Raw genomic sequence first — 16,081 nt, 5'->3', positions numbered from 1 at the left:
CCGCTATTTTGCGATATGGGCAGAGCTCCCCATTGGCGCAGTTTTTGCGGCCAAGGGGCTGTGGCTGGCTAGTCTTGGCTCCCTGCGGTCACTAGGCTGGACAGGAATCGCGACACTCAAGGAGTTAGCCAATGACAGAGCATAATGCGTCAACCGCCCAAGTGGCCTCAACGCGCAAGAGCCCGGACATCAGCAAGGCCGTCCTTGGTCCGCTGACCGTGCGTGACATAACAGCGCTGGCCGCCGTGCTGGTCATATTCGTGGCGTCGTTGCTGCCGCTGGCCATTGGCAGCGGACTTACCGCCAACCTGTGGAGCCTCAGCGGGCTCTTCTTCATCGGCATTGGAATGCTGCTGCCACTGGCTGTTGGCGTGCTGTTTGCCGTGCGCCGGCTGAGCCCCGCCCTCAAGCCCCGCTTCGGGTCCCTGTCAGCCGACCAGTTTGCCTCCGTCGTGGCCGCCTTCGCCACGGCATATTTCTTCATTGGCACAGTCACCAACTTCCACATCCCTTATCTGGTGGGATTGATCGGTGCACTGGTGCTGCTTTCGGCGACCGTGCTGGCCCAGTGGATTCCCATTTTCGCCGCCGACTTCAGGGGACGCGCCGACGCTTCCGCGCACGTGGTGGCGCGCGACGCCGAACCCGCCGCCGCCCGTCCCGCCAAGCCCAAGCCCGCGCTCGCCCTGCCGGCCGGCCCGGGTGCTGCCGGACGGCAGCCGGGCCGGGCCGGTCCCTACGCCCCCGCCCAGGCCCAGCCTGGGCAGCAAGGCCAGCCCGGCCAGCCTGGAGTGAGCCAGCCTGTTCAGGGCCAACAGTCGCATGGTTGGAACGCGGGCGCGCAGGCCACCGCGGCCGCCCCGGTCGGGGCGATTTTCACCCCCGCCACTGAGACAACAACGACGCGAAGTGCCGCTGCTGCCGGCGCTGCCGGTGCGGCCGCCCAGCCCGGATCCCCTTCGCATGCCGAGCCTGCCACACAGGCACAGCCGGCCGTCCCGGCCGAAGCTTCCGCGCCAGGGCAGGCCGCCACGCAGTCGCAGCCCGCCACGCAGGCGCAGCCTGCCACGCAGTCCGGGTCTGCCCTGCATGCCGAGCCGGCAGCCCACTCCGGGTCTGCCCTGCACGCCGAGCCTGCCGCCCAGGCCGGGGCGGCGTCCCCCAACGCAAGCGCAGCGGCAGCATCGTCTGGCACCGGGGCAAGCTCCGGCGTCGTGCCTGGGACGGAACAGGCCGCCGCGGAGGCACCCGCCACCATGTTGAACCCGAAAGTGGTGGCCGGCGGGGCTGAAACGACGGCTCCGGCCGCAGCGGAAAGCATTGGCGCCACGGTGGACCCGAAGGCCGCAGCGGCCTCCACCCCGTTCTGGTTTGCCGTTGACCGCCCGCAAAACGTGGTGGACGAGCACACCCGCCAGTTTGTGTTCAAGCTCGCGCCGGGGTCCTGGATTCTGGCCCTGGAGGACCGTGGAAGCAGCTTCCTGGTGCAGGACAGCCACGGAAAGACTGGTGTGCTGCTGGATTTGGTCGGGATTGAACGGGCACCGGAGGGCAACTAGGCGTTGAAAGCCGTGGAGGGGGAGTCGCCGCTGGCACTGAAAAGGCGCGCTCGGAAAATCAATCGGGAACTGGCGGAACTGTACCCGTACGCGCACGCCGAGCTTGATTTTCGGAACCCCTTCGAGCTGCTCGTGGCCACCGTGCTGTCCGCGCAAACAACGGACGTGCGCGTCAATGCCACCACGCCGGCCCTGTTTGCCCGCTACCCGGACGCCCTGGCGCTGTCCGAAGCCCAGCCGGCGGAATTGGAGGAAATGATCCATTCCACGGGGTTTTACCGGGCGAAGGCGGCCAACCTCGTGGCCCTGGCCACCCGGATCGTTGACGAGTACGACGGCGACGTGCCGGGGACACTGGCGGCCCTCGTCACGCTCCCCGGGGTTGGGCGGAAGACTGCCAACGTGGTGCTGGGCAATGCCTTCGGCGTCCCCGGCATCACGATCGACACGCACTTCATCCGCCTGGCCCGCCGTTTTGGCTGGACGCGCTCCGAGGACCCCGTTCGCATCGAGGCTGACGTCGCGGCACTGTTTGAACGCCGCGACTGGACCATGGTCTCCCACCGCGTGGTTTTCCACGGCCGGCGCATCTGCCATGCCCGCAATCCGGCCTGCGGCGCCTGCCCCGTGGCCCACTTGTGCCCGGCCTACGGTGAGGGCGAAGTGGATCCGGCCAAGGCGGCGAAGCTGCTGAAGTACGAGATGGCGCCGGGGCAGGAAAAACTGTTGGCCCGAATGCTGGCCGACACCGGCCGGGCCGCGCACTTCCGGCAGCAGTCGCAGCGGGCCGCCCGAACGGGCGTGCCCCTGCCTGAGCTTGTGGCCCGGGAAGCCGAAGTGGGGTCCGGCGCATGAGTGCCTACACGGACCTGCAGGGCCTGGCGGAACGGGCCCGCACCGGCGGATTCATGGTCAGGCCGCCCGACCGCTGGAACGTGCCGATGGACGAAAACACCGCCCGGCCCGCTGCCGTGCTGCTGCTGTTTGGTGCCTTGGACGGCGAGCCGGCCACTTCCGCCATGCCATTGGTGTCCGCCGACCTGGACTTGTTGCTCGTGGAACGTGCCGCCACACTGACGGACCATCCGGGACAGGTGGCCTTTCCCGGCGGCGGCGTGGATGCGGATGACGATTCCGTGCCGGCCGCAGCCCTTCGCGAGGCCCGGGAGGAAACGGGCCTGGATCCGGCGGGGGTGGAAATCCTGGGAGTGCTGCCCGATGTGCCACTGCCGGTGAGCAACTTCATCGTCACGCCCGTGCTGGGCTGGTGGGCCAGCCAGACCCCCGTGGATGTGGTGGACTATGGCGAGTCCGCCCAGGTGTTCCGCGTTCCCGTCAGGGACCTGCTGGCCCCCGGGAACCGCGTCACGGCCACCCTTGCCAGGGGTGGTGTCACCTACCGGAGCCCGGCGTTCCAGGTCAACGGCGTTGTGGTGTGGGGCTTTACGGCCGGCATCCTCTCTCATGTCTTTGACGAACTGGGCTGGTCGGTGCCCTGGGACGAGACCCGGGAAATACCGGCACCCATCTAGCGAATGTCCGTGTCGCAGCCGGGGTCGGTACACTTCAGGCTGCAGCCCAGGCCGCGGCCCAGGCTGCGCCTCACTTCGCGTCGGCGTAGTTCTCCACCACGGTGGCATTGACGGGGAATGCCAAGGGAATCTCACCAAACAACAGCCGGGTGGCCGCCCGCGACGACTCGTGGACAATCTCCGTCACGGCGTCCACCAGCGGGTCCGGGCAGTGCACCATCACCTCGTCGTGCAGGAAAAACACCAGCTCGGGCCTCCCCTCCGGGATGGGCGGCAGGGCCCGCAGCCGGCGGCGGAGTTCGGCGAGCCAGCAGCACGCCCACTCCGCGGCCGTGCCCTGGACCACAAAGTTCCGGGTGAACCTCCCTCGCGACCTCGCCGCCGACTCCGCGCGGCGCTGCTCCTCGGCCGTGCTGCTGCGCTGGCCTTCCCGCCACTGGGCAGACACCGGCGGCGTGCTGCGGCCCAACCACGTGGACACCTGTTCGCCGCGTTCACCGGCCCTGGCAGCCTCCTCGACAAACCCAACCGCCTTCGGATACATCCGGGCCAGCTGCGGCATCAGGCGGCCGGACTCGCCCGTCGTCGAGCCGTAGATGGCGCCCAGCAGGGCCACCTTGGCCATGGCCCGTTCACCGCCGAAGCCCTGGGCGGCAATGCCCGCGTACAGGTCCTTGTCCCGGCCGGCCGCAGCCATCGCCGAATCCTGCGCCAGCGCTGCCAGCACACGGGGTTCCAGCTGGGCGGCATCCGCCACGATGAACTTGTGCCCGGGCTCGGCGCGCGCGGCACCGCGGATCTGCTTCGGAATTTGCATGGCTCCTCCGCCGCGGGACGCCCAGCGGCCAGACACCACCCCGCCCACCAGGTATTCGGAATGGAACCGCCCGTCGGTGACCCACTGGCGCAGCCAGGCCCAGCCATTGGTGGTGAACAGCCGGCTGAGCTTCCGGTAGGCCAGGAGCGGTTCGATCGCCGGGTGCTTGATTTCCTTCAGCTCCCACGACCTGGTGGATTTCGCGTCGATTCCAGCCCGGTGCAGGGCCTTCACCAGTTCCTGCGGCGAATCAGGGTTCAGCCCGGGCGCGTCAAGGGCTGTCCGGAGCACGGCGGCGAGCGCGTCCATCTTTTCGGGGCGGGCATAGCCGGCCGGTTCAGGTCCAAGCAGTTCATTCAGCAACCTCCTGTGCAGGTCCTCACGCCAAGGGATGCCTACATTCTGCATCTCCGCAGCCACCAATGCGCACGCAGATTCGGCACTGAGGAGAAGTGTGAGCCTGGCAGGGTGTGTGGAGGAGGCAATGGCCGATTTTTGCGCTTTCAGCTCGGCGGCGACCAGCTGCAGCTCCCATCCGCGGAGCGCGGCAGGTCCGTCAAATAGGCTTTCCTGGGCCTGGTCGGCGGCGGGATCCGGGGCCGTTTCCGGCGGCAGGATGGTGGCGAGCTGCCGGTATCCGGTGCTTGCGGAAAATTCGGAGTGGACCAGGATGTTTTGGCACAGGGCCAGGTCGTGGCAGCGTTCCACCCGTACCCCGGCCGCCAGCAATTCGGGGTACCAGTGTTGTGCCCTGTCCCAGACCCACCTCGGCTGGTGCTCGCGCTCGATTTCGAGAACGACGGCGGCCAGGCCAGTGTGCACCACAGTCCGGGCAGGTTCCGCCGGGGTTCCGTCGTCGGCCCACAGCTGGACGGAGGCGGCGTGGCCTTCCGGGGCCTGGGCCAATAGCGCATACATGCTTCCATTCTCCACTGTGCGAACAAAGATTCGAATATTTGGGGCTGTTTGTGCCTGAAAATCTTCGCCTGGCCGGCTCCAGCGGCGGCACCTGGGCTATTGCGTCCTCCACACGTGGCACCTACGCAGGGGTTGTCCACATTTTGGGTGCAGCGGCTGGCGGGGGCGCCCGCCGTCGCCAAGAGTGAATCCATGACTACGCGAAACAGTGCCCGGCACGTACCGAACGGCAGTCCCTTGCCGGACGTTGCTGGCGCGCCGGGCAGGGAAGCCGGCAGGGCGCCCTGGCTCCCCGGGCCTGGCACGTCGGTGATGGTAATCACCGCCTCCCCGGCACTGCAGGGTGAGGTGGGCCGGGTGAGCGCGGCAGCCGCCGTCGGCCTGGTCATGGTGGACTCCGTGGAGCAGAGCGGCGGGCGGTGGGACGATGTGGCAGCCATACTGATTGGCAGCGACGTTGCCGGGGGCCTGCCCGGCTGGCGCGGCCCAACCGTGGTGGTGGGCACCTCGCAGGACTCGGCCTCCATGTGGCAGCAGGCCTCCAGGCTGGGCGCAGACAGGGTTGCCGTGTTGCCGGACTCGGCGCAATGGCTGGCCAATTACCTGACCCGGCTGCGAGATCCCCGGGAGGGGGCGGGTGTCCTCGGCGTCATCGGCGGCTGTGGCGGGGCAGGGGCGTCGACCCTCGCCACGCTGGTTGCGGCAGGGTCGTCGCTGCGCACCACCCAGACTTTGCTGGTGGACGGGGACGAGTGGGGAGGCGGGCTGGACCTGGCCGTGGCCGGTGACGGCATTCCCGGACTGCGCTGGCCGGATCTGCTCAATGCATCGGGCGCCATCAATCCGGAGCAGCTGGCGGCTTCCCTGCCGCAAAGCGGCGGAATGTCCCTGCTGTCGTGGGGGAGGGAACACGGTGCCGGAAGTGCTTTTGCAAATCTGCGGGCGCTGGCGGCCGCAGCCGAGGTGCTGCGTGCAGCGCGGGATGCCTACGGGCTGGTGGTGGTTGATTTAGGCCGCTCAGCCGAGTCGGTGGCTGCCTTGGGTGCCCAATGCGACGGTTTTGTCGTGGTGGTGCCCGGGCGCCTCCGTGCGGCGGCAGCCGCTGAGTGCGTGCTTCGGGAGCTGCCGCCTGCACCCGTTGGCGTGGTGGCCAGGGGTCCGTTGGGGGACGGCGTGGACGCACGGCTGGTGGCGGACGCCGTGGGATTCCCGTGCCTGGGGGTCATGCCGCACGTGAAGGGCATTGCTGACACCCTGGAATCAGGAAGGGGTGCCGAGGTGGCACGCCGCCGAAAGGTCCGCGCCATTGTCGAACCGGTGCTCGGCTGGGTTTATGGTGCGGATGCCCCGGTCGGTCCCCGTGCCGACGGCCGCAGGCCCAGACCATGACCCGGCACGCGGCACGGCCTTTTCCGGCCCAGCCCGGTCAGGGTCCGACCGGCGTGGAGCGGTTTCGCGATGGGCGGCCGGGGCAGATGGACCCGGTGTTGCTGGATACCGTCCGCCGCTCCGTGCTGGCCGAATCCGGCCCGGTGACGGACCTGCGGGTGGCCACGGCTGTGCGGGACAGCGGGCGGCTGCTGGGTGCTGCCGGTTCCCTGGCGGCCATGGACAGGATTGCCGCCGAACTCAACGGGCTGGGTCCGCTGCAGCACCTGGCCCTTGACCCCGAGGTGACAGACATCTTCGTCAATGCACCCAACTCCGTCTGGCTGGACCGCGGAGCTGGCCCGGAACGGGCGGCCGTGGACTTTGACGGTGAAGGCTCCCTGCGGGCGCTGGCCGTGCGCCTCATCGCAGCCGGGGGGCGGCGCCTGGACGACAGTTCGCCGTGCGTGGACGTGAAGATTGCCCAGGGGTACCGGGTCCACGCCGTGCTTCCGCCGATCTCCTCCAGCGGCACGCTGCTCTCCATCCGGATCAAGCGGCGGCAAGTTTTCACCATTGACGAACTTCAGGCTGCCGGCTGTGTGCACCCCGTCATGGCCGTTGTGCTGCGCAAGGTCATCAGCGCCCGGCTGAGCTTTCTGGTCAGCGGCGCCACCGGTGCCGGCAAGACCACCCTGCTCTCCACGTTGCTGGGGCTGTGCGACCCCGCCGAACGACTGGTGCTGATTGAGGATGCGGCGGAGCTCGAACCGGACCACCCACACGTCCTGACCCTTGAAGCCCGCCACGCCAATACTGAAGGCGCCGGCGCCATTGACCTGGAGGAATTGGTCCGCCAGGCCCTGCGCATGAACCCAGGACGGCTGATCGTGGGCGAGTGCCGCGGGCTGGAGGTGCGGGAACTGCTCATGGCGCTGAACACAGGGCACAGCGGCGGCGGTGGCACCATCCATGCAAACAGTGCCACCGACGTCCCGGCAAGGCTTGCCGCGCTCGGAGTACTTGCCGGCATGTCCACGGATGCCGTTGCGTTGCAGGCGGCAAGCGCGCTTGACGCGGTCATCCACCTGGACAGGACGGCCTCGGGCCGGGTGGTATCTCAACTTGGCGTGGTGGAACTTCAAGGGGGCCGGCTGCAGGTGGTGCCGGCACTGCACGTGGGGGACGGAGCAGGCATGTCCGATGGCGGGCGGGCGCACAGCACCGGGGGACAGGGTGCCCGCCGTGCGGCGATGGTACTGGACGCGGGCCCAGCTTGGCCGGGGCTGGCCCGGCGCCTGGGTCTCGATCCCGGCCTGGTGGCGGTGGCAGCATGAACGCCGCAGTGGTTTTTCTGTTCACTGCCGGCGCGTGCATCCTGTACTTTCTGCGGAAACGCCCGTGGCCGGGACAACAGCACGGGGCTGCCGGGGTGTTTGACCGTCCGGCCCCGTGGTGGCGGCCTGCTCGCGGAAAGCCGGGGGCTGCCATGCCAAGGCTGGTGCGCCAACTCTCCGCCCTGATGTCCACAGGACGCAGTGGACCGCCCTTGTGGGCGGCGCTCGCAGGCGTTCTCGCGGCCGAATATGGCATAGCCGACAGCGGTGGGACGCCCCCACGCGCGGGTTCCGTGCGAGTTTCCCGGGGAACCCCGGCCCTGCGCCCGGATCGCGGTAGGCTGCCCGGGCAGGGAACCATCCAGGTGGTACTGGCCATACAACGTGCCGCCATACTGGGGCTGCCGGCGGCAGACGCCCTGAGATTGGCCTGCCGGGAGGGTGGGGACCATCCGGGGACGGACCCGCCACATCCGGGGCCGGTGGCTCCAGCCCGGACGGGCGGTGACGATGCCAGCCGGGGCAGCTTTGGCAGGAACTCGGGGCTGACGAACGAAGAGCGGCAAACCTGGTTGGAATTGGCTGCCTGCCTGGAAATATGTGAGGCGAGCGGTGCGCCGGTGGCGGCAGTCCTGGCCCGGCTCGCCGACCGCCTGGATGCTGATGCTGACGCCGCTGCAATGCGGGAGACAGCCCTGGCAGGTCCGAGGGCCACCGTCCGCCTGTTGACGTGGCTGCCGTTCATCGGGCTTGGACTTGGCATGGCCATGGGGGTGGACCCGGTGGGTGTCCTGCTGGGTGGGCCCTTGGGCTGGGCCTGCCTGGTCAGTGGCCTGGCGCTGGTGGCGGTCGGGAAATGGTGGTCGACCCACTTGATCGCCACGGCAGCCCGGGAACCGGGTGCCGCACCACGTCGAGGCCGCGTCTTGGCGCGCCGGGGTGGCACGGGAATCGGGGGAGGGGCAGCACGATGACCTCAGTGGCAATCTTCGTGCTGTTGATACTTGCCGTGACCATTTTGTTTGGCATCCCGGGCCGAAGCTCATGGCCCCGCGGTGGGCGCTTCGGTGGTCCCAGCCCGCGGGGCCCTGGGTTGGAGGCCGTGGCGTCAGCTGGCCGGCACGGCCAGGGACTGGCGGACGTGCCGCTGCTGCTTGAATTGCTGGCCGCAGCCCTTGACGCGGGTCTACCCATTCCCTGGGCACTGAGGCTGGTCGCCGGTGTCGCTTCGGAACCCATTCGCGAGGCCTTGGACAAGGTCGTGGCGGGGCTTCAAATGGGGGCCTCGTGGGAGCACGCCTGGGAAGGCGCAGGCGGTGTGCGTCAGGCAGAACAGATCCAGGAAGCATTGAGCTTTGCCGCGCTCACAGGCGCCCCGGCGGCACCCTTGCTGTTCGCCGAAGCCAGGCAGCGCCGCCGGCAGCAACAGCGGGATGCGGAAAAGCGCGCGGCGGCCCTGGGCGTGAAACTTGTCGTGCCCCTGGGACTGTGCTCCCTCCCGGCCTTCGTCTGCCTTGGGATCGTGCCGGTCGTGGTGGCCATGGTCCCGTCATTATGAACCGGCCGCAGCGTGAAGCACGCGCCATTTGCGCCTTTGGCTCCTCCACAAGGGGAGCTGGACAGCCGCGCATCCACGGATCGCCCGGAGGGGCTTTCATGCGTCCCCGGGAACGGCAAATGTGGAACCCAGCTGATGCGGCGGCAGTCCCCAAAACGGGGACACGCCTTCAACCAACAAATCAGAATCACTACGAAGCACCAGGAGTTGACATGTACAGCAACGGATATCTCGGTGGAACGGCGCCGGCAGGCTCGGAGGCGCCCGGGCAGGACAACGTGCGGGAGATCTTCCCCGGTGCCATGGAAATGGCCCCCGTCGCCAACCGGAGGCGCACCACCGCACTGCGGGGCCTGGGCCTGGAAGCAGGCATGGCGACTGCAGAGTACGCGATCGCAACACTCGCGGCCGTCGGCTTCGCCGGCCTGCTGGTGGTGATCCTCAAAAGTGACGAGGTGCGGGGATTCCTGCTGAACATCATCCGCACTGCCCTGAGCTTTTAGCCCAAGGGAATTCAGCGCCAGGTCGGGGCCAGGTCGAGACGGATGGAAGAGGACGTGCAAGCAATGGCACTGAGCACGCGTGGCCAACGCAGAGGGACAGGGGGCGCCGTTAGGGGGTGGTGTTCAGACGGCACGGTGCGGGTTCCCGCAGTGGGCTCCGCACGAGGTTCCGTGACAGCCGAGCTGGCCGTGGTGCTCCCCGCTGTCACGGCGCTGCTGGCGCTGCTGCTGCTCACGGCCGCGGCGGCCACTTTGCAACTGCGCCTCGAGGAAGGCGCGCGGGCCGGTGCCAGGGCCCTTGCCCGGGGCGAGTCCTCGGCCCAGGCCGCCGATACCGCCACCCGGCTGGCGGGCGGCCGCGTGGCTGTGTCCGTCGACTTGTCCGGCGGATATGCCACCGTGACGCTTACGGGGCACGCCACCGGGGTGCTGTCCGGAATCGTCCCCTGGCAGCAAACTGCCCGGGCAACAGCCAGGATTGAAAACTACGACCCTGAATCGGCGGCCACCCGGGTCCAGACCTCCCCGCCTGCGTTCGCCTGCGGCGGAGGAAGGAATGTCGCGGCCGTGGGACGTACGAAGACTGCACTTTGGCGGTGGGTCAACGTACCCCGGACCATGGCATCCGCGGCGGGCAAGTACGCCATGGCCACTCCGAGCGGCCCGCCTGACCAGGGTGCCATACAGTGCCAGACTGAGAAGGCAAGCCATGGGCACGCGACGTGAACAAGGTGCAGGAACAGTGGTGGCGGCGGGACTTGCCCTGGCCATTCTGCTTCTCTTGGCAGGGCTGCTGTGGCTTGGCCAGGCGGCCGCCGGGGCCGCCAAGGCGGCGACTGCGGCCGATCTGGCGGCGCTGGCCGCAGCCGATGCCGCCCGCGGCCTTGCTCCTGGCGAACCATGCACCGTAGCCGCAGAGCTGGCAGTCCGCCAGCACGCGGTCCTGGTGTCGTGTTCTGTCACTGGGGCCATGGCCGACACGGTCCAGGTGGAGGTGTCGGTACATTCCGGGCTGCCCTGGCCCTCCCGCGGAAAGGCACGTGCGGGCCCTCCTCCGGACACCATCAAGCCGGAAAGCGGCCGGCTGGACAGAGGCAACCCCACGGCTGTGAAGACATACTTACTTCGGGGCGGGGCCAGCATGCCTGAGGAGGGTGTCCAGGAGCAGCAACGCTCCGGCCTTGTCCAGGGGGTTGTTCTTGTTGCCGCACTTGGGGGACTGCACGCAGGACGGGCAGCCGGATTCGCATTCGCAGGCACTGATGGCGTCCCGCGTGGCACGGAGCCACACGCGGGCCATGGCGAATCCCCGCTCGGCAAAACCTGCCCCGCCGGGGTGTCCGTCATACACAAAGATGGTGGGCTGGCCCGTGTCGGCGTGGATGGCCGTGGAAACCCCGCCCACATCCCACCGGTCGCTGGAGGCAACCAGGGGCAGCAGCCCGATGGCAGCATGTTCCGCGGCATGCAGGGCCCCCGGGAACTGGGGTTCCACCAGGCCGCCGTCCACAAGGGTGCGGTTGTCCATGGTGAACCAGACCGCCTTGGTGAAAAGGTCCCGGGCCCCCAGTTCAAGCGGTTCCTCACCGAGCACTTCGTTGGAGATGAACGCCTTGCGCTGGAAGGACACCACCTGCGTGGTGACCTGGACCTCGCCAAAGTGCATCTCCACGGGCCCCCACAGTTCGTGGCGCTGCGACTCCAGCACCGCAATCGGGGTAACGTCCCGGGCCGTGGTGTAGTAGTCGGGGTTCCCCCGGCGGACCAAGGCACAGTGGTCCTGCTCGTTGAGTTCCTGGACCACGTAGGGTTCCCCCTGGTGAACGTAGACTGCGCCCTGATGGGCCTGGTAGTGGGACTGGGGGGAATCCATGGTGCCCAGAAGTGCCCCGGTGTCCGCATCGATGATGTTGATGGGGCCGCCGCCGTCGGCCCTGAGGTTGACCATGGCCGCGGCGCTCTGGGGGTGCGTCCAGAACCAGCCGGAAGGTCTGCGTCGCAGGTAGCCGTCGGCGACCAGGCGGTCCAGCATAGCCGCAGTGTTGTCCGGAAACAGGGCCAGTTCATCGACTGTGAGGGGCAGCTCGGCCGCCGCTGCGCACAGGTGCGGGCCCAGCACATACGGGTTGGAGGGGTCGAATACCGTGGCCTCCACGGGCACATCAAAGATGGCTTCGGGATGGTGGACCAGGTAGGTGTCAAGCGGGTCGTCGCTGGCCACGAACGCGGCAAGCGCGTCCTGCCCCGCACGCCCGGCCCGGCCGATTTGCTGGAACAGGGAGGCCCGCGTGCCCGGCCAGCCGGCCACCAGGACGGCGTCGAGCCCGGAAATGTCAATGCCCAGTTCCAAGGCGGAGGTGCTGGAAACGCCCAGCAGTTCCCCGGACCTCAGCGCCTTCTCCAGGCTCCGGCGCTCCTCCGGAAGGTACCCGGACCTGTATGCGGCAACCCGGCCGGGCAGGCTGGGGTCCACATCGTCCAGCAGGCGGCGGGTCACGCTGGCAATGGTTTCGGCCCCGCGGCGGGACTTGATGAACGCAATGGTCCGCACCCTCGCCGAGACCAGGTTGGCCAGCAGGTCTGAGGTTTCGGCGATGGCCGTCCTGCGGGTCTTGGCGCCGTTTTCGCCCTTGAACTCCGTCAATTCGGGCTCCCAGAACGCCACCGTCGTGGCGCCGTGTGGCGAGGTGTCCTCCGCGACGGTGGTGGCTGGGGCGCCGATCAGCCTCGAGAAGGACAGCCCCGGGTCCGACGACGTGGCGGAGGCTCCGATGAAGACCGGCGCGGCGCCGTAGTGGGCGCAAATGCGGCGAAGGCGCCGCATCAGGACGGCTACGTGCGAGCCAAACACGCCGCGGTAACTGTGGGCCTCATCGATGACCACGTACTTCAGCCGCCGGAAAAACCTGGCCCACCATGCGTGGTTTGGCAGGATCCCAAAATGCAGCATGTCCGGGTTGCACAGGACAAAATTGGCGTGGTCGCGGATCCAGCGGCGGTCACCCGGCGGGGTGTCGCCGTCGTACGTGGCCGGCCGCAGTGTTGCCAGGTGAAGCGAAGCAAGGGCGGCCAGCTGGTCGGCGGCCAGCGCCTTGGTGGGGGAGAGATAGAGTGCCACGGCACCGTCGTCCTGAAGCTTGCCCGGATGCTCAAGCACCTGCAGTTCCGCCCGGTGGACGGCGTCGACGGCGGGCAGCTGGTACGCCAGGGACTTGCCGGACGCCGTTCCCGTGGCGATGACCACATGTTGGCCGCCGTGCGCCGCGGAGGCCCCCTCGATCTGGTGCTGCCACGGGGTGTCGACGCCCAATCGCGAATAGGCGCCGACCAGGTCTGCATGGACCCATTCCGGCCACGCGACATTGACTGCCGAACGGGCCGGGATTCTCCGGACATGCTGCAGCTGGGCGGGATGGTCTCCCCGCCCCAGCATGGCAATCATGGATTCGTTGGCCGGCACCCCATCATTGTGCCACCGCCGGCTTCCGCCAGCCTCCGGGGCGGCGCCGCCGGGCCCCGCCGGAGCCCGCCGGGCCCCACCGGGGCCAGACAGCAGCCCTACAGTTTCGCCCGGGGCACCAGCACAGTCACGGGGCTGATGCTGCGCCAACCCATTTTGTAGTACAGCCGCTGGCCGTCGGTGCTGGCCAGCAGCAGGCCGGTGGTCACGGGGAATTCCTTGGCACGTGCTGACAGCGACTGCATCAGTGCCCGCCCGTAGCCGCGCCGCCGGTGGGCGGCATGCGTCTCAATTTGGTCAAACACCGCATAGTCGCCATAGATTGCCACTTTGCCACTGGCCACGGTGACGGTCCCCTGAACAATGGAGGCGGCAAAGCGGGCCTGGCAAACTGACGCCACCCTCCGGCCGCCGATCCGCCGCACCTGGAGGTCAAGGTCGGGGTCGCCCAGAAAGGGGTCCTGGTTGTCCTGGGTCTCCATCCTGACCATCATCATTTGTTCCGAGACGGAAAGCATGCCCAGCCCCGCCTCGTGTGCCTGGCGGACATAGCGGTGCACATCGGGTCCCAGGACGCTCAGTGCCCGCCTGTCCGACTGGACCACCTGGGCGGCCAGCATGGCAAACGGGGCGGGTTCGGGATTGCAGATGAAATACTCCCAGTCGCCGCTGCGGTCCATGCGCAGGGCTGCGGGGTAACCGGTGCCGAAATCGGTCCGGTAGCTTCGAAGCGCGGTCCAACCGGCAAACCAGGCGTCCAAAAGTTCCTCAAGCTCCGTGGAACCAGCTGTCATGGTCCCAGCCTATGTCAGCATGGCGGCTCCCAGCCATCGCACAGGAGGGCATTTGCCCCCACCCCGTACGCTTAAATACGTGGCTTTGAACAAAATTGTGCTCTTTTACGGCTTCGCCCCCGTCCCCGACCCGGAAGCGGTGCGGCTGTGGCAGCGCGCCCTATGCGAAAAACTCCAGCTCAAGGGCCGGATCCTGATCTCCAAGGACGGCATCAACGCCACGGTGGGCGGGGACATCAAGGACCTCAAGCAGTACCTGAAAACCACGCGCGAGTACGCCGGGTTCAAGGACATTGATGTCAAGTGGTCCGACGGCACCGGTGACGACTTCCCCCGCCTGAGCGTGAAGGCCCGCGAGGAAATCGTCAGCTTCGGTGCCCCCGGCGAGCTCAAGGTGGATGAAAACGGCGTGGTGGGCGGCGGCACGCACCTCAAGCCGGAGGAGCTCCATGAACTCGTCGCGGAGAAGGAATCCAAGGGCGAGGAGGTCGTATTCTTCGACGGCCGCAACGCCTTCGAGGCCCAGATCGGCAAGTTCAAGAACGCCGTGGTCCCCGACGTCGCCACCACCCACGACTTCATTAAGGAACTGGACTCCGGCAAATACGACAACCTCAAGGACAAGCCCGTCGTCACCTATTGCACCGGCGGCATCCGCTGCGAAGTCCTGAGCTCCCTCATGGTCAACCGCGGCTTCAAGGAGGTCTACCAAATGGACGGCGGCATCGTCCGCTACGGCGAAACCTTCAAGGACAAGGGCCTCTGGGAAGGCTCCCTCTACGTGTTCGACAAGCGCATGCACCTGGAATTCAGCGACGAGGCCAAGGAAATCGGCCGCTGCATCCGCTGCAACACCCCCAGCAACAAATTTGAAAACTGCTCCAACCCCAGCTGCCGCAACCTCAACCTCTACTGTGCCGCCTGCGCCAGCGAGCCGGAAACGCTCCAATGCCCGCAGGGCTGCACGGACTGACTCCTCACACGGCGATCAGCTCGAGCTCCGGCCCCTCATGCAGCGCCAGGTAAACCCGGTTGCGGAGCACATTGGCCTCCGCCGAGGTGAGGGTCCGCTCCAGTGACTGCAGCGTCAGCCGCACCAGCACGTTGGCCTGCCCGGCACCAAGGCCCGGCACCAGGCCCAGCCTGGACACGGCCGACGGCGGCAGCTGGTCCACAGGGGTCACGCCCAGCACCTCCACCCCCGCCAGCACGTCTGCGTCGGGACCCAGCGCGGAACGGGCCGCATCCCCCAAAACCTCGGCATCGACGTCGTCCGCGCACACCAGCGACAGGTCCCGCCGGATGGGCGGCATGGCGGAAACCGGGCGGTAGGGGGACAGGTCCGCCATCTGGGCGGCGACACGCGGATCCGTTGAGCGCAGCAGCCGGATGTCGTCAATGCCCTTGCGCAGCATCAGGGCGCGGTCCAGGCCCATGCCCAGCGCCAGCCCGCCCCACCGGCGCGGTTCCAGCCCGGCCGCGCGCAGCACCGGGGCAGCCACCAGCCCCGCCTCGGCCAGTTCCAGCCATTCCCCGCCCACCTGGACGTCCAGCTGCACGCCTGCCGTCGTGTACGGGTGGGCGGTGGGGACGGCCCGCCAGTGCGCACCCGGCAGGACGGCGTCGACCACGGTGCCCAGCATGTCCGTCAGGTCCGGCACGCCCAGCAGGCCGCGCGAGCGAAGCCGCCACAAATCCACCTGGTGCGGGGTGCCCACATGCGTGCGGTCCACGGCGTCGCGGCGGTACACGAGGCCCGGCAGCACATGGAGGGTGTCGTAGCGGCCCAGCTCGCCCCGGAGTGAATCCAACACGGCCGGAACGCCGGCGGAGGTGTGGCTGCGGAGCATGACGGTGGGACTGACATGGCGGGAATAGCGCGAATCGCGGGTGACGTCATCGGGGCTGAAGCCGAGGCGGTCGTAGTTGTCGCGCACCGAGACCAGCGGGTTGGGGCGGTGTTCGGCGACGGGAACGCCCCACCGCGAGGCCAGGGCGTCCGTGACGGCGGCCAGCAGGGCGGAGAGGGCGTGGCCTGAGGAGGGATCGCTCAGGTCCGGGATGCCCAGGGCGGCATTGAGTTCGGAATGGGATATTACGGTGTGCATGGGGAATCCTTGAAGTCCGGGAGGGCGGTGGGCAAAAACCCCTCAGCCGCCGCCGGATGGACTCAGCGCGTCAGCGAAGCAGCCCATGCGGCCGGATGCGGCCGAGGGCAGGTAAATCGCTGGTTGA

The 16,081-nt window shown here is 68.2% G+C and carries 14 protein-coding genes and 1 pseudogene; 11 read left to right on the top strand and 4 right to left on the bottom strand.

Features of this window, described 5'->3' with window-relative positions; translation table 11 throughout:
* Positions 1-131: 131 nt before the first annotated feature.
* Genes G6N77_RS15005 through G6N77_RS14995 form a run of 3 tightly spaced genes read left to right on the top strand, consistent with a single transcriptional unit; the run spans position 132 to position 3,091 of the window.
* Complete coding sequence (locus G6N77_RS15005; protein WP_165182980.1) at positions 132-1,559, top strand: hypothetical protein; 1,428 nt, start codon at positions 132-134, stop codon at positions 1,557-1,559.
* A 3-nt stretch (positions 1,560-1,562) separates the two neighbouring features.
* Entirely contained in the window at positions 1,563-2,414 is an 852-nt protein-coding gene (gene nth, locus G6N77_RS15000) for an endonuclease III (RefSeq protein ID WP_165182979.1), read from the top strand.
* The gene (locus tag G6N77_RS14995; RefSeq protein WP_165182978.1) at positions 2,411-3,091 is read left to right on the top strand and encodes an NUDIX hydrolase; all 681 of its coding nucleotides are present in this window, start codon (positions 2,411-2,413) and stop codon (positions 3,089-3,091) included. Before nth ends, G6N77_RS14995 begins: the two co-directional genes overlap by 4 nt.
* Before the next feature lie 70 nt (positions 3,092-3,161).
* Here the strand turns inward: G6N77_RS14995 and G6N77_RS14990 are convergent, their stop codons facing one another.
* Positions 3,162-4,826: a bifunctional 3'-5' exonuclease/DNA polymerase gene (locus G6N77_RS14990; RefSeq protein WP_165182977.1), complete on the bottom strand. Its 1,665-nt coding sequence runs from the start codon at positions 4,824-4,826 to the stop codon at positions 3,162-3,164.
* A gap of 192 nt (positions 4,827-5,018) precedes the next feature.
* Between G6N77_RS14990 and ssd the strand changes: the two genes are divergently transcribed.
* From ssd to G6N77_RS14955, 7 genes and pseudogenes are all read left to right on the top strand, one after another.
* On the top strand, positions 5,019-6,215 hold the full coding sequence (gene ssd / locus G6N77_RS14985; RefSeq protein ID WP_165182976.1) for a septum site-determining protein Ssd: 1,197 nt from the start codon (positions 5,019-5,021) through the stop codon (positions 6,213-6,215).
* 86 nt (positions 6,216-6,301) lie between these two features.
* Positions 6,302-7,531 carry a TadA family conjugal transfer-associated ATPase gene (locus tag G6N77_RS14980; protein ID WP_240902236.1) on the top strand — a complete coding sequence of 410 codons (1,230 nt, stop codon included), beginning with the start codon at positions 6,302-6,304 and terminating at the stop codon, positions 7,529-7,531.
* Between the two features lie 482 nt (positions 7,532-8,013).
* Complete coding sequence (locus G6N77_RS14975) at positions 8,014-8,505, top strand: type II secretion system F family protein (RefSeq protein ID WP_165182974.1); 492 nt, start codon at positions 8,014-8,016, stop codon at positions 8,503-8,505.
* Between the two features lie 128 nt (positions 8,506-8,633).
* On the top strand, positions 8,634-9,089 hold the full coding sequence (locus G6N77_RS14970) for a type II secretion system F family protein (protein WP_306987194.1): 456 nt from the start codon (positions 8,634-8,636) through the stop codon (positions 9,087-9,089).
* 212 nt (positions 9,090-9,301) lie between these two features.
* Positions 9,302-9,592, top strand: a complete 291-nt coding sequence (locus tag G6N77_RS14965; RefSeq protein WP_165182972.1) for a DUF4244 domain-containing protein — start codon at positions 9,302-9,304, stop codon at positions 9,590-9,592.
* A 171-nt stretch (positions 9,593-9,763) separates the two neighbouring features.
* Complete coding sequence (locus G6N77_RS19660; RefSeq protein WP_205678318.1) at positions 9,764-10,318, top strand: TadE family type IV pilus minor pilin; 555 nt, start codon at positions 9,764-9,766, stop codon at positions 10,316-10,318.
* A pseudogene (locus G6N77_RS14955) lies at positions 10,302-10,631 on the top strand (Rv3654c family TadE-like protein); the annotation flags it as partial. The gene G6N77_RS19660 and the pseudogene G6N77_RS14955, both read left to right, overlap by 17 nt.
* 81 nt (positions 10,632-10,712) lie before the next feature.
* Here G6N77_RS14955 and G6N77_RS14950 read toward each other — a convergent pair.
* Positions 10,713-13,052 carry a DEAD/DEAH box helicase gene (locus tag G6N77_RS14950; protein ID WP_165182971.1) on the bottom strand — a complete coding sequence of 780 codons (2,340 nt, stop codon included), beginning with the start codon at positions 13,050-13,052 and terminating at the stop codon, positions 10,713-10,715.
* Positions 13,053-13,150: 98 nt separating this feature from the next.
* Positions 13,151-13,846, bottom strand: a complete 696-nt coding sequence (locus tag G6N77_RS14945) for a GNAT family N-acetyltransferase (RefSeq protein ID WP_165182970.1) — start codon at positions 13,844-13,846, stop codon at positions 13,151-13,153.
* A gap of 79 nt (positions 13,847-13,925) precedes the next feature.
* Here G6N77_RS14945 and trhO point away from each other — a divergent pair, with 79 nt between their 5' ends.
* Positions 13,926-14,819 (top strand): oxygen-dependent tRNA uridine(34) hydroxylase TrhO, encoded by an 894-nt coding sequence (gene trhO, locus G6N77_RS14940; RefSeq protein WP_165182969.1) that lies wholly within the window; start codon positions 13,926-13,928, stop codon positions 14,817-14,819.
* Positions 14,820-14,823: 4 nt separating this feature from the next.
* Here trhO and srmL read toward each other — a convergent pair whose 3' ends face one another.
* Positions 14,824-15,954, bottom strand: coding sequence for a PheS-related mystery ligase SrmL (srmL, locus tag G6N77_RS14935; RefSeq protein WP_165182968.1), 1,131 nt, complete (start codon positions 15,952-15,954; stop codon positions 14,824-14,826).
* Positions 15,955-16,081 lie beyond the last annotated feature (127 nt).

This window comes from Arthrobacter silviterrae (genome assembly GCF_011045165.1).
GTDB classification, from domain to species: Bacteria; Actinomycetota; Actinomycetes; order Actinomycetales; family Micrococcaceae; genus Specibacter; species Specibacter silviterrae.
The sequence above is the reverse complement of the archived record's forward strand: the minus strand, read 5'-3'. Positions and strand labels throughout refer to the sequence as shown.